Source organism: Streptomyces sp. MA5143a, assembly GCF_900290235.1.
GTDB lineage: Bacteria > Actinomycetota > Actinomycetes > Streptomycetales > Streptomycetaceae > Streptomyces.
On record NZ_OLMK01000083.1, the window covers coordinates 1 to 23,117 of the forward strand.

Annotated in this window: 21 protein-coding genes, 1 pseudogene and 1 riboswitch; of the genes and pseudogenes, 11 read left to right on the forward strand and 11 right to left on the reverse strand. The window is 71.6% G+C overall.

Annotated features, from left to right (window positions below; translation table 11 throughout):
- Window positions 1-32: 32 nt before the first annotated feature.
- Together SMA5143A_RS31530 and SMA5143A_RS31535 are read right to left on the reverse strand one after the other, a co-directional pair.
- Window positions 33-389: pseudogene (locus SMA5143A_RS31530) on the reverse strand (alcohol dehydrogenase catalytic domain-containing protein); the annotation flags it as partial.
- Between the two features lie 51 nt (window positions 390-440).
- Window positions 441-1,643: an NAD(P)-binding protein gene (locus tag SMA5143A_RS31535; protein ID WP_107466268.1), complete on the reverse strand. Its 1,203-nt coding sequence runs from the start codon at window positions 1,641-1,643 to the stop codon at window positions 441-443.
- Between the two features lie 149 nt (window positions 1,644-1,792).
- Between SMA5143A_RS31535 and SMA5143A_RS31540 the strand changes: the two genes are divergently transcribed.
- Window positions 1,793-2,461, forward strand: coding sequence for a pentapeptide repeat-containing protein (locus SMA5143A_RS31540; RefSeq protein ID WP_107466269.1), 669 nt, complete (start codon window positions 1,793-1,795; stop codon window positions 2,459-2,461).
- Between the two features lie 39 nt (window positions 2,462-2,500).
- On the opposite strand, the gene SMA5143A_RS31545 is transcribed toward SMA5143A_RS31540, so the two are convergent.
- Window positions 2,501-3,001, reverse strand: coding sequence for a hypothetical protein (locus SMA5143A_RS31545; protein WP_107466270.1), 501 nt, complete (start codon window positions 2,999-3,001; stop codon window positions 2,501-2,503).
- A gap of 38 nt (window positions 3,002-3,039) precedes the next feature.
- Between SMA5143A_RS31545 and SMA5143A_RS31550 the strand changes: the two genes are divergently transcribed.
- Entirely contained in the window at window positions 3,040-4,506 is a 1,467-nt protein-coding gene (locus SMA5143A_RS31550; RefSeq protein WP_107466271.1) for a M1 family metallopeptidase, read from the forward strand.
- A gap of 73 nt (window positions 4,507-4,579) precedes the next feature.
- Here the strand turns inward: SMA5143A_RS31550 and SMA5143A_RS31555 are convergent, their stop codons facing one another.
- Both SMA5143A_RS31555 and SMA5143A_RS31560 read right to left on the reverse strand, forming a co-directional pair.
- Complete coding sequence (locus SMA5143A_RS31555) at window positions 4,580-5,155, reverse strand: GNAT family N-acetyltransferase (protein WP_181362087.1); 576 nt, start codon at window positions 5,153-5,155, stop codon at window positions 4,580-4,582.
- A gap of 336 nt (window positions 5,156-5,491) precedes the next feature.
- The gene (locus SMA5143A_RS31560; protein WP_099963545.1) at window positions 5,492-6,067 is read right to left on the reverse strand and encodes a TerD family protein; all 576 of its coding nucleotides are present in this window, start codon (window positions 6,065-6,067) and stop codon (window positions 5,492-5,494) included.
- Between the two features lie 195 nt (window positions 6,068-6,262).
- Between SMA5143A_RS31560 and arfB the strand changes: the two genes are divergently transcribed.
- Window positions 6,263-6,724, forward strand: a complete 462-nt coding sequence (arfB, locus tag SMA5143A_RS31565) for an alternative ribosome rescue aminoacyl-tRNA hydrolase ArfB (RefSeq protein WP_099963546.1) — start codon at window positions 6,263-6,265, stop codon at window positions 6,722-6,724.
- A gap of 569 nt (window positions 6,725-7,293) precedes the next feature.
- Here arfB and SMA5143A_RS31570 read toward each other — a convergent pair.
- Window positions 7,294-7,803 (reverse strand): flavin reductase family protein, encoded by a 510-nt coding sequence (locus SMA5143A_RS31570; RefSeq protein ID WP_258193846.1) that lies wholly within the window; start codon window positions 7,801-7,803, stop codon window positions 7,294-7,296.
- A gap of 656 nt (window positions 7,804-8,459) precedes the next feature.
- On the opposite strand from SMA5143A_RS31570, the gene cdgB reads away from it, so the two are divergent.
- Both cdgB and SMA5143A_RS31580 read left to right on the forward strand, forming a co-directional pair.
- Window positions 8,460-10,253 (forward strand): diguanylate cyclase CdgB, encoded by a 1,794-nt coding sequence (gene cdgB / locus SMA5143A_RS31575; RefSeq protein WP_107466273.1) that lies wholly within the window; start codon window positions 8,460-8,462, stop codon window positions 10,251-10,253.
- 207 nt (window positions 10,254-10,460) lie between these two features.
- On the forward strand, window positions 10,461-11,435 hold the full coding sequence (locus SMA5143A_RS31580) for a CBM35 domain-containing protein (RefSeq protein ID WP_107466274.1): 975 nt from the start codon (window positions 10,461-10,463) through the stop codon (window positions 11,433-11,435).
- A gap of 24 nt (window positions 11,436-11,459) precedes the next feature.
- Here the strand turns inward: SMA5143A_RS31580 and SMA5143A_RS31585 are convergent, their stop codons facing one another.
- The 3 genes from SMA5143A_RS31585 to SMA5143A_RS31595 form a co-directional block, all read right to left on the reverse strand.
- Window positions 11,460-12,386 (reverse strand): 1-phosphofructokinase, encoded by a 927-nt coding sequence (locus SMA5143A_RS31585; protein WP_107466275.1) that lies wholly within the window; start codon window positions 12,384-12,386, stop codon window positions 11,460-11,462.
- 236 nt (window positions 12,387-12,622) lie between these two features.
- Window positions 12,623-13,870, reverse strand: coding sequence for an N-acetylglucosamine-6-phosphate deacetylase (nagA, locus tag SMA5143A_RS31590; protein WP_107466276.1), 1,248 nt, complete (start codon window positions 13,868-13,870; stop codon window positions 12,623-12,625).
- Window positions 13,870-14,832, reverse strand: coding sequence for an ROK family protein (locus tag SMA5143A_RS31595; protein WP_107466277.1), 963 nt, complete (start codon window positions 14,830-14,832; stop codon window positions 13,870-13,872). The genes nagA and SMA5143A_RS31595 overlap by 1 nt, the downstream gene beginning before the upstream one ends.
- Window positions 14,833-15,076: 244 nt before the next feature.
- Between SMA5143A_RS31595 and SMA5143A_RS31600 the strand changes: the two genes are divergently transcribed.
- From SMA5143A_RS31600 to otsB, 3 genes are all read left to right on the forward strand, one after another.
- Window positions 15,077-16,303, forward strand: a complete 1,227-nt coding sequence (locus SMA5143A_RS31600) for an extracellular solute-binding protein (protein ID WP_107466304.1) — start codon at window positions 15,077-15,079, stop codon at window positions 16,301-16,303.
- A gap of 167 nt (window positions 16,304-16,470) precedes the next feature.
- Window positions 16,471-16,698 carry a DUF3263 domain-containing protein gene (locus tag SMA5143A_RS31605; RefSeq protein WP_107466278.1) on the forward strand — a complete coding sequence of 76 codons (228 nt, stop codon included), beginning with the start codon at window positions 16,471-16,473 and terminating at the stop codon, window positions 16,696-16,698.
- Between the two features lie 17 nt (window positions 16,699-16,715).
- Complete coding sequence (gene otsB / locus SMA5143A_RS31610; RefSeq protein WP_107466279.1) at window positions 16,716-17,594, forward strand: trehalose-phosphatase; 879 nt, start codon at window positions 16,716-16,718, stop codon at window positions 17,592-17,594.
- 145 nt (window positions 17,595-17,739) lie between these two features.
- On the opposite strand, the gene SMA5143A_RS31615 is transcribed toward otsB, so the two are convergent.
- Together SMA5143A_RS31615 and SMA5143A_RS31620 are read right to left on the reverse strand one after the other, a co-directional pair.
- A complete protein-coding gene (locus tag SMA5143A_RS31615; protein ID WP_107466280.1) occupies window positions 17,740-19,152 on the reverse strand; it encodes an alpha,alpha-trehalose-phosphate synthase (UDP-forming) in 1,413 nt (470 codons plus the stop codon).
- A 243-nt stretch (window positions 19,153-19,395) separates the two neighbouring features.
- A complete protein-coding gene (locus tag SMA5143A_RS31620; RefSeq protein ID WP_107466281.1) occupies window positions 19,396-20,340 on the reverse strand; it encodes a glucosyl-3-phosphoglycerate synthase in 945 nt (314 codons plus the stop codon).
- Window positions 20,341-20,471: 131 nt separating this feature from the next.
- Window positions 20,472-20,615: riboswitch (SAM riboswitch) on the forward strand.
- Between the two features lie 18 nt (window positions 20,616-20,633).
- Between SMA5143A_RS31620 and thrC the strand changes: the two genes are divergently transcribed.
- The 3 genes from thrC (at window position 20,634) to SMA5143A_RS31635 (ending at window position 22,933) form a co-directional block, all read left to right on the forward strand.
- Window positions 20,634-21,935, forward strand: a complete 1,302-nt coding sequence (thrC, locus tag SMA5143A_RS31625) for a threonine synthase (RefSeq protein ID WP_107466282.1) — start codon at window positions 20,634-20,636, stop codon at window positions 21,933-21,935.
- Between the two features lie 55 nt (window positions 21,936-21,990).
- Window positions 21,991-22,266, forward strand: coding sequence for a MoaD/ThiS family protein (locus SMA5143A_RS31630; protein ID WP_055518759.1), 276 nt, complete (start codon window positions 21,991-21,993; stop codon window positions 22,264-22,266).
- Window positions 22,267-22,729: 463 nt separating this feature from the next.
- On the forward strand, window positions 22,730-22,933 hold the full coding sequence (locus tag SMA5143A_RS31635; protein ID WP_009339379.1) for a cold-shock protein: 204 nt from the start codon (window positions 22,730-22,732) through the stop codon (window positions 22,931-22,933).
- The last annotated feature ends 184 nt before the right edge of the window (window positions 22,934-23,117 follow it).

Sequence of the window (23,117 nt, forward strand, 5' to 3'; positions counted from 1 at the left end):
GGCAGACGACGCTACTTTCGCAACGCGCCCTAGGCGAAGTCGAGGTTCTCCGGTATCTCGTGCAGCCGTTCGGCCTCCGTGACGGCCAGCTCGGCGTAGCCGCCGGGCGCCCAGCCGAGGTGGGCGGTGACGCGCTTGCCGAGCCAGGACTCCGGGGTGCCCTCGCCGAGGGACTCGACGACCCCGGCCACCTCGCGGCCGGGGATCGTGGGCAGCGACGGCGCGGGCCCCGGCCCCTGGTGTCCTTCGCGCAGGGCCGTGTCGAGCAGGTGGACGCCGGCCGCGGCGACGGCTGTGCGGACCTGGCCGGGGCCGGGCTCGGGGTCGTCGGTCTTCTCGTGGGTGAGGTTCTCGGCCGGGCCGAAGGCGTGCAGGCGGATCGCGTGCATGGAGAGCTCCCCCTTGGGTCTGCGCTCCGCGTGTGACCCCGGCCGTCGACCTCAAGCATGCTTGAGGTCAAGGGAGTTCGGTCGGCGGCGGCCGAGGGCGAGCGAGACGGCCGCGAGGGCGCTGTTGAACGACACCTCCGACAGCACGCCCGGCGCCGCGACCTGGTCGCCCGCGAGGTACACGCCGTCGCCCCGGTCCACGGCCGGCCGGTCGCGCCAGCTGGTGCCGGGCAGATCCACCGCCCCCGTACGGCCGTTCGAGGTCGCCTCGCGTCGCCAGGTGACCCGGTCGCGCCAACCCGGGAACCCCAGGTCCAGCAGACGCTCGCCCCGGGCCACCCCGTTCGCGCGCGACTCGTGCGGCGCGATCGGGAACTGGCCCTGGAGCAACTGCTCACCGGCCGGCGCGAGCGTGCGGTCCTGCGCGGTGAAACGCTCGATCCAGCCGGGCGCGTCCAGGTCGGAGACCGCGAACGCGTCGCCCCGGCGCGTCCGCAGGGCGAGGTCGAGCAGTGCGGTACGGCCGCTGGGCCAGGTCAGCGAGTCGTCGCGCAGCAGACGGCGGGCGGCGTCCAGGGAGGTGGCGACGATCACCGGGCCGGGACGGAGGCCGCGTGCGTCGTCCAGGCCGTCGATCCGGCTGAGGGTCTCCATGCGCACGCCGAGGTTCCAGGCGCGGGCCGCCATCCGGTCGATGACGCTCGCCCAGCCGCCGCGAGGGTAGTGCGCCTCCGGGGGCAGCTTCGTGGCCCGGCGCAGCCGTTCCTGCACGAACGCGGCGGACAGGGCGCCCGGGTCGTGGTGGAACACCGCGACCGCCGCGTAGTGGGCGGCGGCCCGCGCGGCCTCCTCGCCCGCCTGTTCGGTCGCCCAGGTCAGGAAGTCGACGTCGACCGGGGCGCGGCCGCCGGTCCGGCGCGGGCGCAGCAGCCTCAGCATCCCGAACGGCGGGGTGCGGCGGAGGACGCCCTTGTGGCGCAGCCGCAACCGGGACGCCTCCAGCGCCGGGAGCGGCGCGAGCGGGCCGATCAGGTCGCGGCGGCTCAGCCAGGTCCAGTGGGGGCCGCCGTTGTAGAGCGCGTGCGGTCCCTCGTTCGTCCGGTACGGGCCCTCCGCGGTCCTGGCGCGGCCGCCGAGCGTGTGGTGCGCCTCGTACACGGTGACCCGGGCGCCCGACTCGGCGGCGGTGATCGCCGCGGTGAGGCCGGCGAAACCGCCGCCGACGACCGTGAGGTGGGTGGACGTGCGCTGCATGGTTCGGGCTCCCTCGCGTCGGTGCCGGCTGTCTGCGCGTACGACGGGGGGTGGGGGCCGGAATGTGACATGGGTGGTCGGGCGACCTGCCTCTTGTGGCGTCTTCGCAGGTCGGGGGTGTTGTCAGTGGTGGGGTGCAGGATGAGGGCATGGTGCGGGCGAAGTCGGTGGTGAAGGGGGCGCGGCGACCGGAGGTGCGGTTGCCCGCGCTGGAGGCGTACGAGGGCGGAGGGCTGGAGCCGGACGGGGACTACGACGGGCTGGAGTTCCGCGAGCGGGACCTGGCCGGGCAGGACGGCGGGGGCGCCCGGTTCATGGACTGCGCGCTCACGGGTTGCGCGCTGGACGAGACGCGGCTGCGCCGGGCCCGGCTGCTGGACTCCGTCCTCACCGGCATACGGGGGGTCGGCACGGATCTCGCCGAGGCCACCCTCCGTGACGTGGAGCTGGTGGACGCGCGGCTCGGCGGCGTGCAGTTGCACGGGGCGGTGCTGGAGCGGGTGCTGATCCGCGGCGGCAAGATCGACTATCTGAATCTGCGCGACGCGCGGCTCAAGGACGTCGTCTTCGAGGACTGCGTCCTCGTCGAGCCGGACTTCGGGGGCGCGCGGCTGGAGCGGGTCGAGTTCGTCGGGTGCGCGGTGAGGGGTGCCGACCTGAGCGGGGCGACCCTGAAGGACGTCGACCTGCGCGGCGCCGCCTCGGTGGAGATCGCCCGCGGGGTGGAGCGGCTGTCGGGGGCGGTGATCAGCCCGGCGCAGCTGATGGATCTGGCGCCGGTGCTGGCGGGGGAGATGGGGATCAGAGTGGAGGGGTGAGGGGCCCCGGCCCAGGGCCTGTCGGCCTTCGTGCGGGCCTCAGCCGAGCCGGGGGAAGCGGGCCTGGAGGGTCCAGATCGCCGGGTTGTCGGCGAGGTCCTCGTGCAGGTCGCACAGGTCGGCGACGAGGTCGTGCAGGAAGTCCCGTGCCTCTCGGCGGAGTTCGGTGTGGGAGAAGGTGAGCGGGGGTTCCTCGGCCGGCATCCAGTCGGACTCGATGTCCACCCAGCCGAAGCGGCGCTCGAAGAGCATGCGGTCGGTCGACTCGGTGAAGTCCAGCTCCGCGTGCTGCGGCCGGGAGGCGCGGGAGCCCGCGGGGTCCCGGTCCAGCTGCTCGACGATGTCGCAGAGCGCCCACGCGAAGTCCAGTACCGGCACCCATCCCCAGGCTGTGGACAGCTCCCGGTCCTCCTTGGTGTCGGCGAGGTACACGTCACCGCAGAAGAGGTCGTGCCGCAGCGCGTAGACGTCGGCGCGGCGGTAGTCCGTCTGCGGCGGGTCCGGGAAGCGGTTGGAGAGGGCGTAGCCGATGTCGAGCACGTAGGCGATGGTGTCATGTCCCCCCTAGGATCTTGGACGTGTCCCGATCCGTACCGGCTGTCCCGGCCGCGCTGCTCGCCGCAGCCCTGACGTTCACCCTCACCTCCTGCACGGACGAGGGGGCGGGATCCGGCACCGGCGGCACACGCGGTGCGGCCGGCCTGGGGGACCCGTACTTCCCGAAGCTCGGCAACGGCGGCTACGACGTCACGCACTACGCCCTGACCCTCGACGTCGACATCGAGCGGGGCAAGGACCGCGACGACCACGAGGACCACGTCGACGGGAAGGCCGTCGTCACGGCGCGGGCGAAGCAGGACCTCAGCGCGTTCGACCTGGACCTGAAGGGCATGGACGTCGAGTCCGTGACCGTCGACGGCACCGAGGCCCGGTGGAAGCGGAAGGGCCAGGAGCTGATCGTCCGGCCGGCGCACGCGCTGGAGAAGGGGAGGACGTTCCGTACGACGGTGCGTTACGTGGGCGAGCCGCGCACGATCACCGACCCGGACGGCTCGCACGAGGGCTGGCTGCCGACGGCCGACGGGGCGCTCGCGCTCGGCGAACCGACGGGCTCGATGGCCTGGTTCCCCGGCAACCACCACCCCTCCGACAAGGCGACGTACGACATCACCGTCACCGTCCCGCAGCGCCTCCAGGCCGTCTCCAACGGGGAGTTGCGCCGCGAGTCGACGAAGGACGGCCGTACGACGTTCGCCTGGCGCTCGGCCGAGCCGATGGCGAGCTATCTCGCCGCGCTCGCGATCGGCTCGTACGAGATCCGCCGCCCCACGGTCGGCGGGAAGAAGCCGCCGGTGTACATAGCCGTGGACCCGGAGGAGGCCGAGGGCAGCCGCGAGGTCCTCGACGACATCCCCGGCATCATCGACTGGGCGGAAATCAACTTCGGCCCGTACCCCTTCTCCTCCACCGGCGCGATCGTCGAGCGGGAGGAGGACGTGGAGTACGCGCTGGAGACCCAGAACCGCCCGGTCGTCCCCGGCGCCCCCGACACCGGCCTGCTCGTCCACGAGCTGGCCCACCAGTGGTACGGCAACTCCGTCACGCCGAAGAGCTGGCGGGACATGTGGCTCAACGAGGGCTTCGCCACGTACGCGGAGTGGCTGTGGCAGGAGGACCACGGGGGCGACAGCGCCCAGGAGAACTTCGACGCGCTCTGGGAGGGCGACTACTTCGACACCGCCGAGGCCGACGAAGGGGTCTGGGCGTTCCCTCCCGCGGAGCCGCCGAGCGCCGAGCACATCTCCGACAGCCCCGTCTACGAGCGCGCGGCCATGGTCCTGCACAAGATCCGTCAGGCCATCGGCGACGACGCCTTCTTCGACCTCCTCAAGGGCTGGGCCACGGCCCGCCGCCACGGCAACGCGAGCACGGCGGACTTCACCGCGTACGCCGAGAAGCACGCGGAGAAGACGGCACCCGAGGCCGACCTGGAGCCGATCTGGGAGGAGTGGCTGTACGGGGAGGGCAAGCCGAAGAAGGCGTGAGGGCCGGGGGCGGCAGTCGGCGGCCGGGGCCGGGCGCTTGGGTGGGGACGGACCGGATGCGCCGGGACAGGGGCTACGCGGGTGGCGTGGCGCCCTCGGGGGCGAGGGGTTTGCGCAGGACCGTGCAGGGACGGCCGCGTTGGCGGTCGGCCCGGTGGGCGATGATCTCGTAGCCCAGGGAGGTCCAGAAGGCGAGGGCGCCGGGGTTGTTGTCGAGTGCGGCGAGGCGTACGGCGGTTCGGCCGGCCTGTCGGAGCCGTGTCTCGACAAGTGCCGCCAACCGGCGTCCGTGGCCCCGTCGTTGCGCCCCCGCGTCGATGAGCAGGAGCCCGATCCACGGGTCGGGATCGGCGGGGTCGGGGTGGTGGGCGAGGGTGATGACGATGCCGACGAGGGGCGGGGTGCCGTCGCGGTGGCCCGCGCTGTCGGGAGCGGCGTCGCGGGCGAGGAGGATCTCCACGTCCGGGTTGGCCAGCTCCAGGGCCAGGGCCGCTTCCACCTGCTCGGGGCGGATGTCGTCGGGGTCCGGGAAGTCGCCGCTGAGGGTGTAGAAGGCTCGGTTGGAGGCGTGCAGGGCGGTGAGTTCGGCGAGGAGGCGGCCGGGGATGGTCCCGTCCTCGGCGGTGCGGAGGGTCTCGAGCAGCAACATGCCCGCACGTTATCGACGAGGTCGGACATCGGCCCGCGGAGCGGAGCCGCCGGGCCACCGACACAGGCGGAGACCCCCAGCTCACGGCCGCCTACAGTGCGTGCGGAGGCCGGGAGACCGAGGAGGCGTGCGGAACAGCGCGTGCGCGTGCACAAGGTGCGGCTGGGCGGCGAGGAGATCCGGGTGGTCCGGCCATGACCGGGCGCCCGCGCCCGCCGTGGCGTCCCCGGCCAACCGCACATCCAGTACGCGGGGGAGTGGCGCGTGTGACGCCGAAGGCCCCGCACGACGGTGAGGTCGGGCGAGGCCTTCGCGGGGTGGCTCTCAGGCGGAACGTCAGACGTTGACGCCGAAGTCCTGGGCGATGCCGACGAGGCCGGAGGCGTAGCCCTGGCCGACGGCGCGGAACTTCCACTCGGCGCCGTTGCGGTAGAGCTCGCCGAAGACCATGGCGGTCTCGGTGGCCGCGTCCTCGGACAGGTCGTAGCGGGCGATCTCGGCGCCGCCGGCCTGGTTGATGATGCGGATGTAGGCGTTGCGGACCTGGCCGAAGTTCTGCGAGCGGTTCTCCGCGTCGTAGATCGAGACCGGGAAGACGATCTTGTCGATGTCGGCGGGGAGGCCCGCCAGGTTGACGTTGATCGCCTCGTCGTCGCCCGCGCCCTCGCCCGTGCGGTTGTCGCCGGTGTGGACGATGGTCTGGTCCGGGGTCTGCTTGTTGTTGAAGAAGACGAAGTGGGCGTCCGAATACACCTTGCCCTGGGTGTTGACCGCGATGGCCGAGGCGTCCAGGTCGAAGTCGGTGCCCGTGGTGGTGCGGACGTCCCAGCCGAGGCCCACGGTGACGGCGGTCAGGCCCGGAGCCTCCTTGGTGAGCGAGACGTTGCCACCCTTGGACAGGCTTACAGCCATGGTTGGGAGTCCTTCCCTCGTTGCGTACGTGCCTTACGGGCTTCGTGCCGGGGACGAAGCTACCTGTACCCCTATGAACGCAGGGAGGGGCGCCAGAGGTTCCTGGCGTTTTTACTTTCTTTACCCGGGGCGGGCGGGGAAGAGGTGGGCGGAAAAGAGGGTGACGGCGGGGCCGGGCTCGGTGACCATGGGGGTATGTCCGCTCCTTCCCGGGGGCCGGGGAGCCCGCTCTCCCGAGGCCTCACCATCCGTGGCTCCGTCTCCGTTCCCGAGGCCGAGCTGATGTGGCGTTTCTCCCGGTCCTCCGGTCCCGGTGGACAGCACGTCAACACCAGTGACTCCCAGGTCGAGCTGCGGTTCGACGTCGCCAACACCGAGGCGCTGCCCGAGGTGTGGAAGCGCCGCGCCCTGGAGCGGCTCGCCGGGCGGCTCGTCGACGGGGTCGTCAGCGTTCGGTCCTCCGAGCACCGTTCACAGTGGCGAAACCGGGAGACCGCCGCGGTGCGCCTGGCGGCGCTGCTCGCGGAGGCCACCGCCCCGCCGCCGAAGCCGCGTCGGCCGACGCGTATCCCGAAGGGGATCAACGAGCGGCGGCTGAGGGAGAAGAAGCAGCGGTCCGAGACCAAGCGGGGCAGGACCGGGCGGGATTGGGGTTAGGGCCCTTCTGATCGTCAGAAGGGCCCTGGAGCCCGCCTTCGGGACCGCGTCGCGCTTGGCGCGTGCGGTGTTTATGAGTGCTGTCCTGACCGGCTGTTTTTCGCGTTCTGATGTGCGATTCGGTCTTGTCGGGGTCGCGGGCGTGATCCGTTATGGCCGGGGCGGGGGAATGGCGGTGATCCGGGCGGCGAGGTGCTGTCGATGAGCGCCGCCGAATTTCCCGGTCGTGCGTCGCGTCGTGCCCGGAACATTTTCGGTCGCCGCCTACCGAATGCTCGGTTCGTTCGTGGGGGCGGGGTGATCGGGGTGGGAGAGGCGTGAAGGCCGCTTGGCCGAAACCGCGCGGTGCGGTGGGGGCCGTGGGGTGGAGGTGGGCGGCGGCGGGTGGCTGGCCGGCTGCGGGTTCGTCGTGGCTGGTCGCGCGGTTCCCCGCGCCCCTGACTGGGGCCTGCTCCCCCGAGTCCCGAGTCCCGAGTCCCGAGCTCCCGCGCCCGTCGGCTGGGGGCTGCGCCCCCGAGCCTTCGAGGCCGACACCACTCTTTGCTGTCTGCGGAGGGGAACGACATCCCTCAGCCCAACTGGCGGTACCTGCCGCGGAAGTAGGTCAGGGGGCCGCCCTCCGTGCCCCGGACCGACGCTTCCAGGACGCGGCCGATGACCAGGGTGTGGTCGCCGGCCGGTACGCGTTGCTCGGTGCGGCATTCGAGCGTGGCGAGGGCGTCCGTGATCAGGGGCGCGGCGGTCAGGGGGCCGGGGGTGTGGGGGACGGACTCGAAGAGCAGGCGGTCGCTCACGCGGCCCTTCATGGCGAAGCGGCCCGCGATGGTGCGCTGGTGCTCCGAGAGCAGGGAGACGGCCCAGAGCGGCTGCTCGGCGAGGAGGTCGTCCATCCGGGAGCCCTCGCGGAGGCTGACCAGGACGAGGGGCGGGTCGAGGGACACCGACATGAACGACGTGGCCGTCATGCCGACGTCCTCGCCGCGCGGCCCCTCGGGGTCCGGCTGCGCCTCGTGCGCCGTCACCAGGACCACACCCGCCGCCAGCCGGGACATCACCGCACGGAACTCGTCTTCGCTCACCCCCTCAGGATGCCCGTCGGGGAGGGGAGGGTGAGCCTCAGGGGGCGTACGGGGAGGCCATGTCGCCGGGGGCGCGGACGGGGGCGGTGCGGGGGAGGCCGGGGTGGCTGGGGGCTTCGACACGTCCGCACGCTAGTCCGTGCCACCCTGCCGCCACATCCGGCCGGAGATCCACCTTCGGCCCGACCTGCGACCTAGGGCCTGTCGTTTGGATCACGCCGGGGCCGCGGGGCTCACCGGCAGCCATTGGTGGCCGTAGCCCGAGGTCCGCATGATCCAAACGACAGACCCCAGGTCGTGTCCGTCGGCCCCGGCTCGGCCCCGTGTGCTCGGCGGTGGCTCAAAAGAGTTCGTCTACCCCGTCATCGCACTCGGTCATCACCGCTCACAGGGCCTACACAGAGTCCTGAATTCTGTTCAGGAAGCGCACGGGGAAAACGCATAAACTCCACTCAATTGCTCATGTTCTGTTGTGACTTGAGTCACAGGAGCCATATTTTGTTGACCCTGTGTACCGAGTGGGCTTCGCGCTGTGATTCAGTGGCGGGGACGCTGCAAGCTGTAAGCAGGAACTGTAAGCGGTAGTAAGCCCATGAGTTACGCCGGATAGCAACCCTGGAGCCTGGAGCTGCCACAAGATCTCGGGGGGAGGGCGAATGGAAACCGAGTCGGAGCCTTACGTCCGTCTGACGACGCTGCGGCAGCTGCACCAGGTGATGGCGGACATGAACACCGCACGCAGCCTGGCCGACACGCTGCAGACCGTCGCCGACGGTGTGGTCAACGGCCTGGGGTACGAGCTGGCGTGCGTCAACCTCGTCCGCCCCGACGGAGACCTCGTCGTCGCCGCCCTCTCCGGGAACTCCGCCGCCGAGGCCCTGATCACCGGCCGCGTCGGCTCCCGCGCCTCCTGGGACCGCCGACTGAACATGGGCGAGGCCTGGGGCGACCTGCGGTTCATACCCCACACCGAGGGCTGGGTCCTCGACGAGGACGACGTACCGCAGTGGTACACCGACGGGCCCGCACCCCGCTTCGAGGACGAGTGGCACCCCTCCGACCGCCTCTTCGCGCCGATGTACACCCCCGGCGCCGGCGGCGCCTCCTGCGGTGAGCTGCTCGGGGTCATCTCCGTCGACCGGCCGCGCAACGGCCGGCGGCCCGGCGCCTGGGGGCGCGAGGCGCTCCAGATGTACGCCTTCCAGGCCGCCATCGCGATCAGCAACGCGCGTCTACGTGCGAATATGCAGCGCGCACTGGTCAGGCTCGAACGGGAGCAGCAGGCGCTGAGGGCCAGTGAGGAATCCTTCCGCCAGGCGTTCGAGTACGCCCCGAGCGGGATGGCCATCGCCGAGCTGGGCGGCGACGAGCACGGCCGGATCCTGCGGACCAACGACGCGCTGTGCCGACTGCTCGGGCGGCCCGCGTCCGCCATGCGCCGGTACGCCTTCTCCGACCTCGTCCACCCCGAGGACATCGGCACGCTCCTGCGCACCTCCGCCGAGGGCGGCCGCGCCGAGCTGCGGCTCGGGCGCCGCGACGGCACGTACGTCTGGGTCAGCCTGCGCAACTCCGTCGTGGCCGACGCCGCCGACGGACCCCGCTTCCTGCTCACCCACGTCGAGGACATCGAGGAGCGCAAGCGCCGCGAGCTCCAGCTCGCCCACCGCGCCTCCCACGACGCGCTCACCGGCCTGCCGAACTCCGCGGAGCTGCGCTCCCGGCTCTCCGCCCGCATCTGCCAGCGCCCCCAGGCGCTCCCGGCCGGCGCGGCGGCCGACTCCATGGACGCCACCTTCGGGGAGAACTTCGGAGACGGCCCCACCGACGGCTTCGGCCAGTACGGCGACTTCGGGATCGCCCAGCACCCGTCCGCCCAGCACCCGTCCGCCCAGCACCCGGCCGTCCCCCCGCCGCACCCGTCGTTCGACGCGTACGAGGCCGGCGGGAACGGGGCGCACGCCTTCGACTTCCACGCGGCCACCGGGCCGTACGACGCCTTCGACCACCATGTGCACACCGTCGCGCCCGAGAGCGAGCGGGACGACGGCACCAAGGGGCTCGCGGTGCTCTTCTGCGACCTCGACGGGTTCAAGTCGATCAACGACCGGTTCGGGCACAACGCGGGCGACGCCGTCCTCATCGAGGTGGCCCGCCGGCTCAGCCGGGGCGTCCGCGACGGCGACACCGTCGCCCGGCTCGGCGGTGACGAGTTCGTCGTCCTCGCCGACGGGCTCGGCCGCGCCGACGCCCAGGACCTCGCCGTACGCCTGCGCAACGAGATCATCCAGCCGATCCGGGTCGACGGCCGCGCGATGCGCGTCGGCGCCAGTTTCGGCATCGGATGGGCACACTGCGGGATGACGGCGGACGAGGTGTTGAAATCGGCTGACGAGCGGATGTACGTCGAGAAACGATCTCGTCCCAAACAGCATCGGCGGGCCGGATGACCAGAGCCGGGCAGTAGCCCGCCAAGCCGGGAAAAGCGCTGGTGAGGCCCCCGATGAGGGGCCTACCGGCGCGATGGTGACTCAGGCCACGAGGGCTGAGTCACCCGTTTGGCTCAGCATGAGCGGGTAGGCTCGCTCTCCTACACCCCTGTTGCAAGAACCGCCACCCGTACGCCGCATGTACCGCACCGCTGAGGAGACCTAGGGATGACGCCCGGCAACAACGGCGCGAGCACGCCCGAGGACGACGACCCGTTCGGCTACCTCTACGCCGACGGCCAGGCCCGTGGCGCCCAGCCGCCCACGGGGAGCTACGGCTACCCCAACGCCGTCAACCGGGTGCGGCCGGTCGGTGAGCGCCAGTACGGGCAGCAGACCCAGCCGGCCCCCACCCACCAGGCCCCCACCGCGGCGTACGGCCAGGTCCCCCAGCAGAGCGGCTACGGTCAGCCGAACCCGCACTACCAGGCCCCGGAGTCCTTCTCCGGCGGCGCCGAGACGACCCGTCAGCAGCCGTACGGCAGCGGCGGGGGCGGCGGGCGCGGACGCGGCCCCAACACCAAGGGGCTGCTGATCGGCGCGATCGCCGTCGTGGCCGCCGTGGTGATCGGCATCGGCGTCGCCATGATCGGCGGGGACGACAAGGCGGACGACAACGCCGACGGCGGCCCCTCGACCGCGCCGACGGCCGACCAGAACACCGAGCCCAGCCCGTCGACGACCAAGAAGACCGAGCAGCAGCCCGGCGAACTCCCCAAGGCGGAGGCCAAGACCCTCCAACTCGGCGGCAACGCCAAGGTCGCCTCCGACATCCCCGGCGCCAAGTCCGAGGGCGGGTTCTACGTCGGCAACTTCAACTCGGTCGGCTCCTCGGTGACGTGGAAGATGGAGGACGTCCCGGAGGCCGGCAAGTACACGCTGTACGTCCTCTACGGCGTCCCGGGCAAGGACCAGAACGCCACCCTCACGGTGAACGGCACGGCCCAGACCCGCCCCCTGAACCTGTCCAACTTCTCGAGGGGCCCCGAGGGCGACTACGAGAAGGGCTGGACGAACACCTTCGCGCTCCTCCAGCTCAACAAGGGCACCAACGAGGTCAAGATCTCGTGCGAGCAGGGCAACTCCTGCGACGTGAACTTCGACCAGATGTACCTGGAAAAGGGCTGGAAGAAGAGCAGCTGAGGCCCTGAGCGGGCCCAGCCCCCCTCAGGCCGCGCTGACCTCCCCCGTCACCGCCACCTGCGTCCGCAGTTCGTCGTAGGCCCGCTGGTCGAACTCGCCCGCCGCCGGGGCCAGTACGGTCGCCGCCGACAGGGCTGTCGCCCGGGTGAGGCGGTCGGGCCAGGGGAGGTGTTCCACCAGGCCCGACAGGAGGCCCGCGACCACCGCGTCGCCGGCGCCGGTGGGGTTGCCGCGGTAGCGGCGGGGCGGGGTCGCCCGCCAGTGGCCCTCGGGTGTGTGGGCGAGGAGACCGTCGGGGCCGAGCGAGGCGACGACCGCCTGGGCACCCCGGCGGCGCGCGTCACGTGTCGCGCGGGACGGCTCGTGGGAGCCGGTGAGCTCGGCGAGTTCCTCGGCGTTCGGCTTCACCACGTCGGGGCGCGCCGCCACCCCGCGCCGCAGCGGCTCACCGCTGGTGTCCAGCAGGACGGGGACGGCCAGGGTGCGTGCCGTGCGGATCAGCCCCGCGTACGCGCCCACCGGCACCCCCGGCGGCAGGCTGCCGCACAGGGCCACCGCCGAGGCGGACCGCAGCAGGACCTCGTACGCCTCCTGGAACGCTGACCACTCGGCCGGGGCGATGATCGGGCCGGGTTCGTTGAGCTGAGTCGTGTCACCGGTGGCGTCGACGACCGCGATCGTCCGGCGCGTCGCGCCCGCCACCGGGACCAGCGCGTCCACGATGCCCGGCGTCCGGGTGAGCCCCTCCTGGACGGCGCGTCCGGTGCCGCCGCCGACGAAGCCGGTGACCGTCACCTCATGGCCGAGGGCGGCGAGCACGCGGGCCACGTTCAGGCCCTTGCCGCCGGGGCGTTGGATCACCTCGGTCACCCGGTGCGTGGCATGGGGCCGGAGGGCCCGTACGCGGTGGGTGATGTCGAGAGCGGTGTTCAGCGTGACCGTGAGGATCACCCGGGGCTACCCCCTCGAATTCGACGGCGCGACGCGTTCGGTCTTCGTTGACATCAGAATGCGCTCGGCGACAGCTGTTGCGGAGGCTCGATCATGCCAAAAGAGCGGCGGTCGGCCCAGTCCCCGGGGCCAACCGCCGCACTCCGCACCACCCGTCAACAACGGTGCGGATCGGTTGGGTTGGGGATCGATCGACCCCACCGTTCGCCGTCCGCCGTTGGCCGGCCGCCGTCGGTTCAGCTCGCGAAGGGGTCCACCACCCACTCCCCCTTGCGCAGGACGCCCTTCAGTGCGAAGTCCGCGTCGAGGAGGACGACGTCGGCGTCCTTGCCCGGCTCCAGGGAGCCGATCCGGTCGTCCAGGCCGAGGAGCCTGGCCGGGTTGGCGGAGAGCGCGGCGACGACGGACTCGACGGGGAGGCCGTCGAGGGTGACCGCCCGCCGGAAGGCGCGGTCCTGGGTGAGGGTCGAGCCGGCGATGGAGCCGCCCTCCACCAGGCGGGCCACCCCGTCGGCGACCTCCACCTCCAGCGGGCCCAGCATGTAGCGGCCGTCGCCGAAGCCGGCCGCGTCCATCGCGTCGGTGATGAACGCCACCCGCTCGGCACCCGCGTGACGGAACGCCAGCTGGAGGGCGGCCGGATGCAGATGCGTGCCGTCGTTGATCAGCTCGACGGTGATCCGCTCGTCCTCCAGGAGCGCCGCGATCGGGCCGGGGTCGCGGTGGCCCAGCGGGGGCATCGCGTTGAACAGGTGCGTGGCCACGGTCGCGCCCGCCTCGATGGCCCGCACGGTCTGCTCGTACGTGGCGTCCGTGTGCCCGATCGCCGCGAGGACGCCGTGCTCGGCGAGGAGCCGTACGGAGTCCAGGCCGCCGGGAAGTTCGGTGGCCAGGGTGACCATGCTCGCCCTGCCGCGTGCCGCGTCGACCAGTTTGCGGACCTCGGCCGGGTCCGGGTCGCGCAGCAGCGCCTCGGAGTGGGCGCCCTTGCGGCAGGGGGAGATGAACGGGCCCTCGAAGTGGATGCCCGCGATGTCGCCCTGCTCGGCGAGTTCGGAGAGGAGCCCGGCGCGATGGGCGAGACCGTCCATGTCGCCGGTGACGGTGGAGGCGACGAGGGTGGTGGTGCCGTGCTGACGGTGCGTGTGGATGCCCCGCAGGACGTCCTCGACCGTGCCCGAGGTGAAGGAGGCACCACCGCCGCCGTGGTTGTGGAGGTCCACGAAACCGGGGACGGCCCACAGGCCGTGGGCCGGAAGGACGGGGGCGTCGGCGGGGGCGTGCTCCGCGATCCGGGTGCCGTCGACCACGACCCGGCCGTTCTCGACGATGCCGGTGGGGAGGACGACGTCGACGCCCTCCAGGACGTAGGGCCGCGCCGTCGACGGGGACCGCGGGTGCGTGGGGGCTGGTCGCGCGGTCGCCCGCGCCCCTTCAGGCAGACTGCTCGGACCGGAAGCGGAAAAGTCCTGCTGGGCTGGCATCAGGGGGTTGCCTCCGAAGCGTCCGTGGGGGTCGTGGGGGTGGTGTCCATGAGGAGGTCCCAGGCCAGGAGGCCGGCGCCGAGGCAGCCCGCCGTGTCGCCGAGGTTCGCCGGGACGAGTGTGGGGACCTTCTGGAAGGTCACCCGGTGTTCGATGGCGGCCCGTAGGGGGGTGAACAGGGTCTCCCCGGCCTCGGCGAGGCCGCCGCCGATGATCAGGGTGCGGGGGTCCAGGAGGGTGATCGCGGTGACGAGGCCGTCGGCGAGGGCGTCGACCGCCTCCTGCCAGACGCCGCGCGCCCGCGGGTCGCCGTACTCCACCGCCCGCGCGCAGTCCGCCGCGTCCGCGCCGGGATCACCGGTCGCCGCGGCCCACGCCTGGCTGACCGCCGCCGCCGAGGCGAAGCGTTCCAGGCAGCCGCGCTGACCGCAGGGGCACGGGGTTCCCCCGGGGCGTACGACGACGTGGCCGATCTCGCCCGCGAAGCCGTGCGCACCCGCCTCGACCCGGCCCTCGACGCCGATCGCGCCGGCGATACCCGTGCCGAGCGCCACGAAGAGGAAGCGGTCGGCGCCCAGGCCCGCGCCGACCCGGCCCTCGGCGAGACCGCCGGTGCGCACGTCGTGGCCGAGGGCGACCGGTATGCCGCCGAGCCGCTCGGCGAGGAGGGCGCGCAGCGGTACGTCGCGCCAGCCGAGGTTGGCCGCGTAGACGGCGACGCCCCGCTCGGCGTCGACGATGCCGGGCACGGCGACCCCGGCGGCGGACGCGGGCTCGCCGAAGTGCCGCTCGCCGTGGGCGCGCAGCTCGGCGGCGAAGTCGAGGATCGACGCCACGACGGCGTCCGGCCCGCGGTCGCGGCCGGTGGCGAGGCGCGCCTGGTGCAGCAGCTCGCCGCCCGCACCGACCAGCGCGGCCTTCATCCCGGTGCCGCCCACATCGAGGGCGATGACATGTCTCACGGGGGACAGTGTGGCCCGTGTACCCTCAAGAGGTCTAGTCCACTCGCGTGGTGTAGACCTTATGAAGACGTTCGAGAAGTTGAAGGATAAACGGGCTTGAGCGCGAGTCTGTGATCCAGGCTGTTTTGTTCGAAGCCCGTTCGATGAGCGCGACAGGTTTGGGGCAGTGCGAGTGCGACAGCGGCGGACGAAGACCCACACAAGGACCACCTCGACTCTCGCGGCCCTGTCCGCGCTGGGGCTGATGTCCACGCTTGCGGGCTGCGGCGCCGGGGAGGCGGACGGGCAGAAGGTCACCCTGAAACTGGTGGCCGCCGACTACGGCGACTCGAAGGCCAACAGCTCCCAGAAGTACTGGGACGATCTCGTCGCGGCGTACGAGGAGGACCATCCCGACGTCGAGGTCGACGTCACCGTGCACTCCTGGAACGACGTCGACCGCGAGGTCAAGGAGATGGTCGACGCCGGCGAGGCCCCCGACATGGCACAGATCGGCACGTTCGCCGACTACGCCGCCGCCGGGAGGCTCTACGAGGTGGACGACCTGCTCTCCATACCCGTCCAGGGCAACTTCCTCGGCCAGCTCGCCAACGCGGGCAAGGTACGGCGGGCCTCGTACGGGATGCCGTTCGCCGCGTCCACCCGCGTGCTCTTCTACAACAAGACACTGTTCGCCAAGGCCGGGATCGACCACGCCCCGCGCACCTGGGACGAACTGGCCGCCGACGCGGAGGCGCTCCGCGCGGCCGGCACCAAGACCCCGTACGCGCTGCCGCTCGGGCCCGAGGAGGCCCAGGCCGAGACCATGCAGTGGCTGCTCAGCGGCGGCGCCGGATACGTGGACAACGTCGGCACGTACCAGCTCGACTCCGACGACAACGTGCGGACCTTCACCTGGCTGAAGAAGGAACTGGTCGACAAGGGCCTCACCGGGCCGACCGCGCCGGCGAAGCTGAACCGGGCCGACGCGTTCGACGCGTTCACGCACGGCGAGGTCGGGATGCTCAACGGGCACCCCAGCCTGATGAGGATGGCCGAGGACAAGGGCGTCGAGTTCGGCACCGCCGCGCTGCCGGGGCGTGAGGGACGGTCGCGGTCGGCCCTCGGGGTCACCGACTGGATGATGGCGTTCAAGCAGAACGGGCACCAGGAGGAGATCGGCGACTTCCTCGACTACGTCTACGCCGACAGGAACGTCCTCGCGTTCTCCCGCGAGTACGACCTGCTGCCGGTGACGTCGTCGGCGTCGCAGGCGATGGCGGGGGACAAGGACACCGCCGACCTCGCGCCGTTCCTGACGGAACTCCCCTCGGCCGAGCTGTATCCCGCCGGGAAGACGTCGTGGGCGGAGGTCAGCGCGGCGGTGAAGCGGGAGATAGGGGCGGCGGTGTCGTCGAACGCGAAGCCGCGGGCTGTGTTGGAGAGGTTGCAGGAGACGGCGACGGTGGCGGAGCGGGACGACAGCCCCTAGGGCGCCCAGTGGCTCGGGGGTGCGCGGTTCGTCGGCGGGTGCGGGTGCGTTGTGGTTTCTCGCGCGGTTCCCCGCGCCCCTGGAAAGCGACCGGGGCTGCGCCCCGTGCTTTTCAGCGACGCACAGGTCACCCCCCCACTGTCCGTCCCATCCGTTACCGTCGTCGTATGGAGAGCCTCGATACGCGTGAGCAGGCCATCCTCGCGTTGGAGCGGCAGGGGTGGGGGAGCCCGGGGGCCAAGGAGCGGGCCGTACGGGAGCGGCTGGGGCTCGCCCCCGTGCGGTACTACCAACTCCTGAACGCCCTGCTGGACGACGAACGCGCCCTCGCCCACGACCCGGTCACCGTCAACCGGCTGCGGAGGGTGCGGGAGGCCCGCAGCGCCGAGCGGTGACGGATAAGGTCGACGGCATGGGCAGCCACAAGGATTCCGAGAACCCCAAGGCCACCTTGCCGACACCCGTGACCCGGGCCGGCCGGGACGCGCTCGACGCGATCCTCGCCGACCCAGGCCGTACGGTGATCGCGCTCGACTTCGACGGCACGCTCGCGCCGATCGTCCCCGACCCCGAACAGGCCCGCGCCCACCCCGACGCGGTCGCCGCCCTCGCCGCACTCGCCCCGCGGGTCCTCTCCGTCGCCGTGGTGACCGGCCGCCCCGTCGCCGTCGCCGTCCACAACGGAGGCTTCGCCGGCGTCCCCGGTCTGGAACACCTCACCGTGCTCGGCCACTACGGCGTCGAACGCTGGGACGCCGCGACCGACACGGTCACCGCGCCGCCCCCGCACCCCGGGGTCACCGCCGTCCGCGCGGAACTCCCCGCGGTGCTGGACGAGGCGGGGGAGGGGGAGGGCACCTGGATCGAGGAGAAGGGGCGGGCCGTCGCCGTCCACACCCGGCGCGCGGCCGATCCCCAGGCCACGTTCGAGGCACTGCGGGAGCCTCTGACCGACCTCGCCACCCGTCATGGCCTCATCGTCGAACCGGGTCGGCTGGTCCTCGAACTGCGGCCCCCGGGCATGGACAAGGGGGTCGCTCTCCGTCGGCACGTCGTCGACTCCGGCGCGACGGCCGTCCTCTACGCCGGCGACGACCTCGGCGACCTGCCCGCGTTCGCGGCGGTCGAGAAGCTGCGGGGGGAGGGCGTGCCGGGGTTGCTGGTGTGCAGCGGCAGCACGGAGGTGACGGAGCTGTCGGAACGGGCCGATCTGGTCGTGGACGGGCCGGAGGGGGTCGTGCGGCTGCTGGCGCGGATCGCCGAGGCGGTGGGGACGGGGGGCGCCCAGTAGCTGGGGGGTGCGTGGTTCGTCGGCGGCTGCGGGTGGGTGGGGGCTGTTCGCGCCCACGCGGCGGAGCCGCATGTGTCACCGCCCCGCGCCCCTGAAGAGCGGCCGGGGCTGCGCCCCCTGCGGCCCCACGCATCCCCGGCCCGAGCTATGTCGCCCTCAGCTCCCCCAGCTGATCCAAGAACCACCGGGCCGGTGGCAGCGCCGTCGCCGCCGCCGTGAGGCGCTTCGTGCGTTCCGCTCGTTCCTCCGCGCCCATCGACAGCGCCTCGTGCAACGCCCCCGCCGTCCCCCCGATGTCGTACGGGTTGACCACCACCGCGTCGTCGCCCAGCTCCTCGAACGCCCCCGCCTCCCGCGACAGCACCAGCACGCAGCCCCCGTCGGAGACGAGCGGTACCTCCTTCGCGACCAGGTTCATGCCGTCGCGGATGGGGTTCACGAGGGCGACGTCGGCGAGGCGGTACGCCGCCAGGGAGCGTGCGAAGTCGTCCTTGACGTGGAGGACGACCGGGGTCCAGCCCGGCGTCCCGTACCGCTCGTTGATCTCGGCCGCCACCCGCTGGACCTCGGCGGTGTACTCCCGGTACACGGCGAGGTCCTGCCGCGACGGGTACGCGAAGGCCACGTGCACGACGCGCTCGCGCCACTCCGGGCGGTCGTCGAGGAGCTGCCGGTACGCCAGCAGGCCCCGCACGATGTTCTTGGACAGTTCCGTGCGGTCGACCCGGACGATCGTGCGGCGCGGCGTGCCGTCGGGAGCCGTGCCGATCTGCTCCCGCAGCGCGACGATCCGCTCGTCGACGTCCGCCTCGTGCGCGCGGGCCCGCAGGAAGTTCGCGTCGGTGCCGAGCCCGTGCACACCGATCCGGGTGCCGGAGGTGGCGTCGGGGCCCAGTACGGCGTGGCAGCACGCGGTGAACGCGTCCGCCCACCGCCGGGTCAGGAACGCGGCCCGGTCGGCGCCGAGAACGCCGTTCAGCACCTCCGCCGCGATGTCGTCGGGCAGCAGCCGGAAGTAGTCCACGGGCGCCCACGGGGTGTGCGAGAAGTGGCCGATCCTGAGGTCGGGGCGCAGCTCGCGCAGCATCCGCGGCACGAGCGTCAGGTGGTAGTCCTGCACCAGCACGGCCGCGCCGTCCGCCGCCTCCTGCGCCAGCGCCTCGGCGAAGGACCGGTTGTACGTCTCGTACGCGGCCCACTGGGCCCGGAACTCCGCGTCGAAGACGGGCTCCAGAGGGGTCTGGTACAGCATGTGGTGCACGAACCACAGCGCGGAGTTGGCGACGCCGTTGTACGCGGCGTGGTGGACGTCGGCGGGGATGTCCAGCATGCGTACGCCGGGCTCGCCGACCCCGCGGCGTACGGCCTCGCGGTCGCCGTCGCCGAGCGCGGAGCACACCCAGAGGGCACCGGCGTCGGGGCCGATCGCCGACAGGCCGGACACGAGTCCGCCGCCGCCGCGCTTCGCGGTGAGACCGCCGGAGTCGTCCTGGGTGTACGAGACGGGGCCGCGGTTGGAGGCGACCAGCACCTGGGCTGAAGCGTGCGTTGATGCCATACGGCTCAACCTAGCCCGTGGTCGAACCGCTCAAACGTGCGGTTCGGCCGTATACAGGAGCGCCCAGGGGGGTGGGGGTGACTTGTGCGTCGGCGGGTGCGGGTGGGTGGGGGCTGTTCGCGCCCACGCGGCGGAGCCGCATGTGTCACCGCCCCGCGCCCCTGAAAAGCGCCCGGGGCTGCGCCCCGTGCTTTTCAGGAGACCCGCCCACCCGCACCCGGCAACGAACTCGTACCCCGCCCCCTACGCCGCCTTCCGCTCCGCGTACTCCGCGATCTCCGCCATCGGCGGTCGTTCCTCCAGGTCCACCGAGTACGTCCGCGGCTCGAACCCCTCCGCGCCGCGTTCGAACTGGGTCAGGACGGGACGGATCAGGTGGCCGCGGGCCAGGCGGAGCTGGGCCGTGCGGTAGATCGCCGCGGACATGCGGCCCAGGGCCTGCCCGTCCTGGTGGCGGTGTTTGCGGACGCCCACATCGACCTGGGCGAGCGCGTCGAGGCCGACGAGGTGGAGCGCGTCGACGAGCATGCCCAGTTCGATGCCGTAGCCGACGGGGAACGGGAGCCGCTCCAGGAGGGAGCGGCGGGCCGCGTACTCGCCGCCCAGCGGCTGGACGAAGCCCGCCAGCTGGGGCCAGTGCATGTTGAGCAGGGGGCGGGCCATGAGTTCGGTCACCCGGCCGCCCTGGCCGGCGGCCGTGCCGAGCGGGCGGTCGTACATCGCCTTGACCAGGTCGACGCCGGGGTCGGTGAGCAGCGGGCCGACGATCCCGGAGACGAAGTCGGAGGAGAACTCCTTGAGGTCCGCGTCTATGAAGCAGACGATGTCACCGGTCGTGACCAGCAGCGACCGCCACAGGACCTCGCCCTTGCCGGGCACGGCGGGCAGGCGCGGCAGGATGTCGTCGCGGTGGACGACCCGCGCCCCGGCCGCCGCCGCGACCTCGGAGGTGCGGTCGGTCGATCCGGAGTCCACGACGACGACCTCGTCGACGAGCGGGACCTGTTCCATGAGGTCGTGGCGGATGACGGCGACGATGTCACCGACCGTCTCCTCCTCGTTCAGCGCGGGCAGGACGACACTGACGGTCTGGCCGGAGGCCCGTTTCGCGGCAAGGATCCCGTGGAGCGGGCGATCGGTCACGGACCAGGAGCGGGTGCTCAGCCAGCGCTCGACTTCCTTCAGCACAGTGCGCGGCTCCTCTGCGTTCATCTCGCGGTTCGGACGGCTCTCTCAACTGTCCTGGCCTTCGGTTACAGTCTTGAACAACGCTGATGACCATCGCATGTCGGTGCTCGTGTGCGTATACAACCAAATACCGCTCATCCAGAGGGGCAGAGGGATACGGCCCGATGAAGCCCCGGCAACCCTCCAGCTGTCTTGTCACGTCGCCGTGGCGAGGTCCGGCTAGGGAAGGTGCCAAATCCGTCTCACGACGAGATGCGTCGTGAGGAAGATGAGGAGAAAGGGCCTCGCCTCACATGGCTGCGCAGACTGTTGCCACCGAATCCACCATCACCGACGGTGTCGCCAAGAGCGTCGACCTCGGCCCCGCCGCCGCCCTGAGCTGTCGCGAGTGCGGTCACCGCGTCCCCCTCGGACCGGTCTTCGCCTGCGAGGAGTGTTTCGGCCCGCTCGAGATCGCGTACGACTACTCCGCCTACGACACGGAGGAGCTGCGCAAGCGGATCGAGGCCGGTCCCGCGAACATCTGGCGGTACGCCCCCCTGCTGCCCGTCCCCGCCGACGTGGCGACCAAGCCGAACCTGAACCCCGGCTGGACCCACCTCGTCAAGGCCGACAACCTCGCCCGTGAGCTGGGTGTCACCGGCGGCCTCTACATCAAGGACGACTCCGGCAACCCGACGCACTCCTTCAAGGACCGTGTGGTCGCCCAGGCCCTGGAAGCCGCGCGCGCCTTCGGCTTCACCACCTTGTCCTGCTCCTCCACCGGCAACCTCGCCGGCGCCGTCGGTGCCGCCGCAGCCCGCGCGGGCTTCCGCTCCTGCGTGTTCATCCCGCACGACCTGGAGCAGGGCAAGGTCGTCATGGCCGCCGTCTACGGCGGTGAGCTGGTCGGCATCGAGGGCAACTACGACGACGTGAACCGCTTCTGCTCCGAGCTGATCGGCGACCCGGCCGGCGAGGGCTGGGGCTTCGTGAACGTCAACCTGCGGCCGTACTACGCGGAGGGCTCCAAGACCCTCGCGTACGAGATCTGCGAGCAGCTCGGCTGGAAGCTGCCGGACCAGCTGGTCGTGCCGATCGCCTCCGGCTCGCAGCTCACGAAGATCGACAAGGGGCTCCAGGAGCTGATCAAGCTCGGACTCGTCGAGGACAAGCCGTACAAGATCTTCGGCGCGCAGGCCGAGGGTTGCTCGCCGGTGTCCGTCGCGTACAAGGCGGGCCACGACGTCGTCCGGCCGCAGAAGCCCGACACGATCGCCAAGTCGCTGGCCATCGGCAACCCGGCGGACGGGCCGTACGTCCTCGACATCGCCCGGCGCACCGGCGGGGCCGTGGAGGACGTGACCGACGAGCAGATCGTCGACGCGATCAAGGTGCTCGCCCGTACCGAGGGGATCTTCGCGGAGACCGCGGGTGGCGTGACCGTCGGCGTCACGAAGAAGCTGATCGAGAACGGGCTGCTGGACCCGGCGCTGACGACCGTCGTTCTGAACACCGGTGACGGTCTCAAGACGCTGGACGCGGTCGCCGGGACGGGGCTCACCGCGACCATCCGTCCCAACCTCGACTCGTTCCGCGACGCCGGGCTCGCGTAACCACCCGGCCCCGCGCCCCCTCAGCTCTGCCGCACACACCCGGAGGTCACCAGTCATGAGCGTCAGCGTTCGCATCCCCACCATCCTTCGCACCTACACCGGCGGTCAGGCCGAGGTCCAGGCCGAAGGCGCCACCCTCGCCGAGGTCATCGCGGACCTGGAGAAGAACCACACCGGGATCGCCGCGCGCGTCCTCGACGACCAGGGGAAGCTGCGGCGGTTCGTGAACGTCTACGTGAACGACGACGACGTGCGGTTCGAGCAGGGGCTGGAGACGGCCACGCCGGACGGTGCGGGCGTGTCGATCATCCCGGCCGTCGCCGGCGGCTGATCACCGTTCCGTACCCGTCGGTAGTAACCGTCGGTAACCTTGATTACGGATTGTTCATCGAATTGCCCCCTCCGTGAGAGAAGCGGAGGGGGCAATTCTCTATGGTTGAGCACGGTACAGTTGGGGAACCCGGCCCGCTTGCCGTTGTGATTTCATGCCGGGTGCATATCCAATCGCGCCGCACGCCCTATATGAAGTAGCCAAAGTCTGTAGGGCATTTGCGTATTTCGCGCCTTTTATGGGGCCCGACTTGCCCTGAATTCGGGTGAATTGTTCGTACATTCCCGACCGGGCCTGTCCAGATTTTCTCGTCCGATTGCCCTGTTGCAGACGGCAGTTGGGCAGATACATTCAGCCGCGGTCGACGCGTTCCGGCGCACACCCCCAACCGTTGGGGGGTGAGGTCTGACCCGGGTCCGCGAAGTGTGGATCTGTGCAAGGGCCAGTAATAGGGGAGTTAGGCATGGCTCAGGGCACCGTCAAGTGGTTCAACGCGGAGAAGGGGTACGGCTTCATCGCGGTCGACGGTGGTGCGGATGTATTCGTCCACTACAGCGCGATCCAGATGGACGGTTACCGCACCCTGGAAGAGGGCCAGCGGGTCGAGTTCGAGATCTCGCAGGGTCAGAAGGGTCCGCAGGCGGACATGGTCCGTCTCGCAGGCTGAAGCAACGCGCCGGTTAGCAGCGACGTTCTTCGTTCTTCTCGGAGGGTCCGCGCCCCGTACTGGGGGTGCGGGCCCTTCCGCGTGTCCGGGCCGCGTGTCCGGAACGTGTGTCCGGAACGTGTGTCCGGAACGCCCCGCCGGTGGTCGCGCGGACGCGGCGCCGACCGGGCGCGTAGGGGTGCGT

Bases quoted from the DNA above. Each gene is read 5' to 3' on its own strand.
- SMA5143A_RS31535 (WP_107466268.1), bottom strand. From the start codon at position 1,643: ATGCAGCGCACGTCCACCCACCTCACGGTCGTCGGCGGCGGTTTCGCC.
- SMA5143A_RS31540 (WP_107466269.1), top strand. From the start codon at position 1,793: ATGGTGCGGGCGAAGTCGGTGGTGAAGGGGGCGCGGCGACCGGAGGTG.
- SMA5143A_RS31555 (WP_181362087.1), bottom strand. From the start codon at position 5,155: ATGTTGCTGCTCGAGACCCTCCGCACCGCCGAGGACGGGACCATCCCC.
- SMA5143A_RS31560 (WP_099963545.1), bottom strand. From the start codon at position 6,067: ATGGCTGTAAGCCTGTCCAAGGGTGGCAACGTCTCGCTCACCAAGGAG.
- arfB (WP_099963546.1), top strand. From the start codon at position 6,263: ATGTCCGCTCCTTCCCGGGGGCCGGGGAGCCCGCTCTCCCGAGGCCTC.
- cdgB (WP_107466273.1), top strand. From the start codon at position 8,460: ATGGAAACCGAGTCGGAGCCTTACGTCCGTCTGACGACGCTGCGGCAG.
- SMA5143A_RS31580 (WP_107466274.1), top strand. From the start codon at position 10,461: ATGACGCCCGGCAACAACGGCGCGAGCACGCCCGAGGACGACGACCCG.
- nagA (WP_107466276.1), bottom strand. From the start codon at position 13,870: ATGCCAGCCCAGCAGGACTTTTCCGCTTCCGGTCCGAGCAGTCTGCCT.
- SMA5143A_RS31600 (WP_107466304.1), top strand. From the start codon at position 15,077: ATGTCCACGCTTGCGGGCTGCGGCGCCGGGGAGGCGGACGGGCAGAAG.
- SMA5143A_RS31605 (WP_107466278.1), top strand. From the start codon at position 16,471: ATGGAGAGCCTCGATACGCGTGAGCAGGCCATCCTCGCGTTGGAGCGG.
- otsB (WP_107466279.1), top strand. From the start codon at position 16,716: ATGGGCAGCCACAAGGATTCCGAGAACCCCAAGGCCACCTTGCCGACA.
- SMA5143A_RS31615 (WP_107466280.1), bottom strand. From the start codon at position 19,152: ATGGCATCAACGCACGCTTCAGCCCAGGTGCTGGTCGCCTCCAACCGC.
- thrC (WP_107466282.1), top strand. From the start codon at position 20,634: ATGGCTGCGCAGACTGTTGCCACCGAATCCACCATCACCGACGGTGTC.
- SMA5143A_RS31630 (WP_055518759.1), top strand. From the start codon at position 21,991: ATGAGCGTCAGCGTTCGCATCCCCACCATCCTTCGCACCTACACCGGC.
- SMA5143A_RS31635 (WP_009339379.1), top strand. From the start codon at position 22,730: ATGGCTCAGGGCACCGTCAAGTGGTTCAACGCGGAGAAGGGGTACGGC.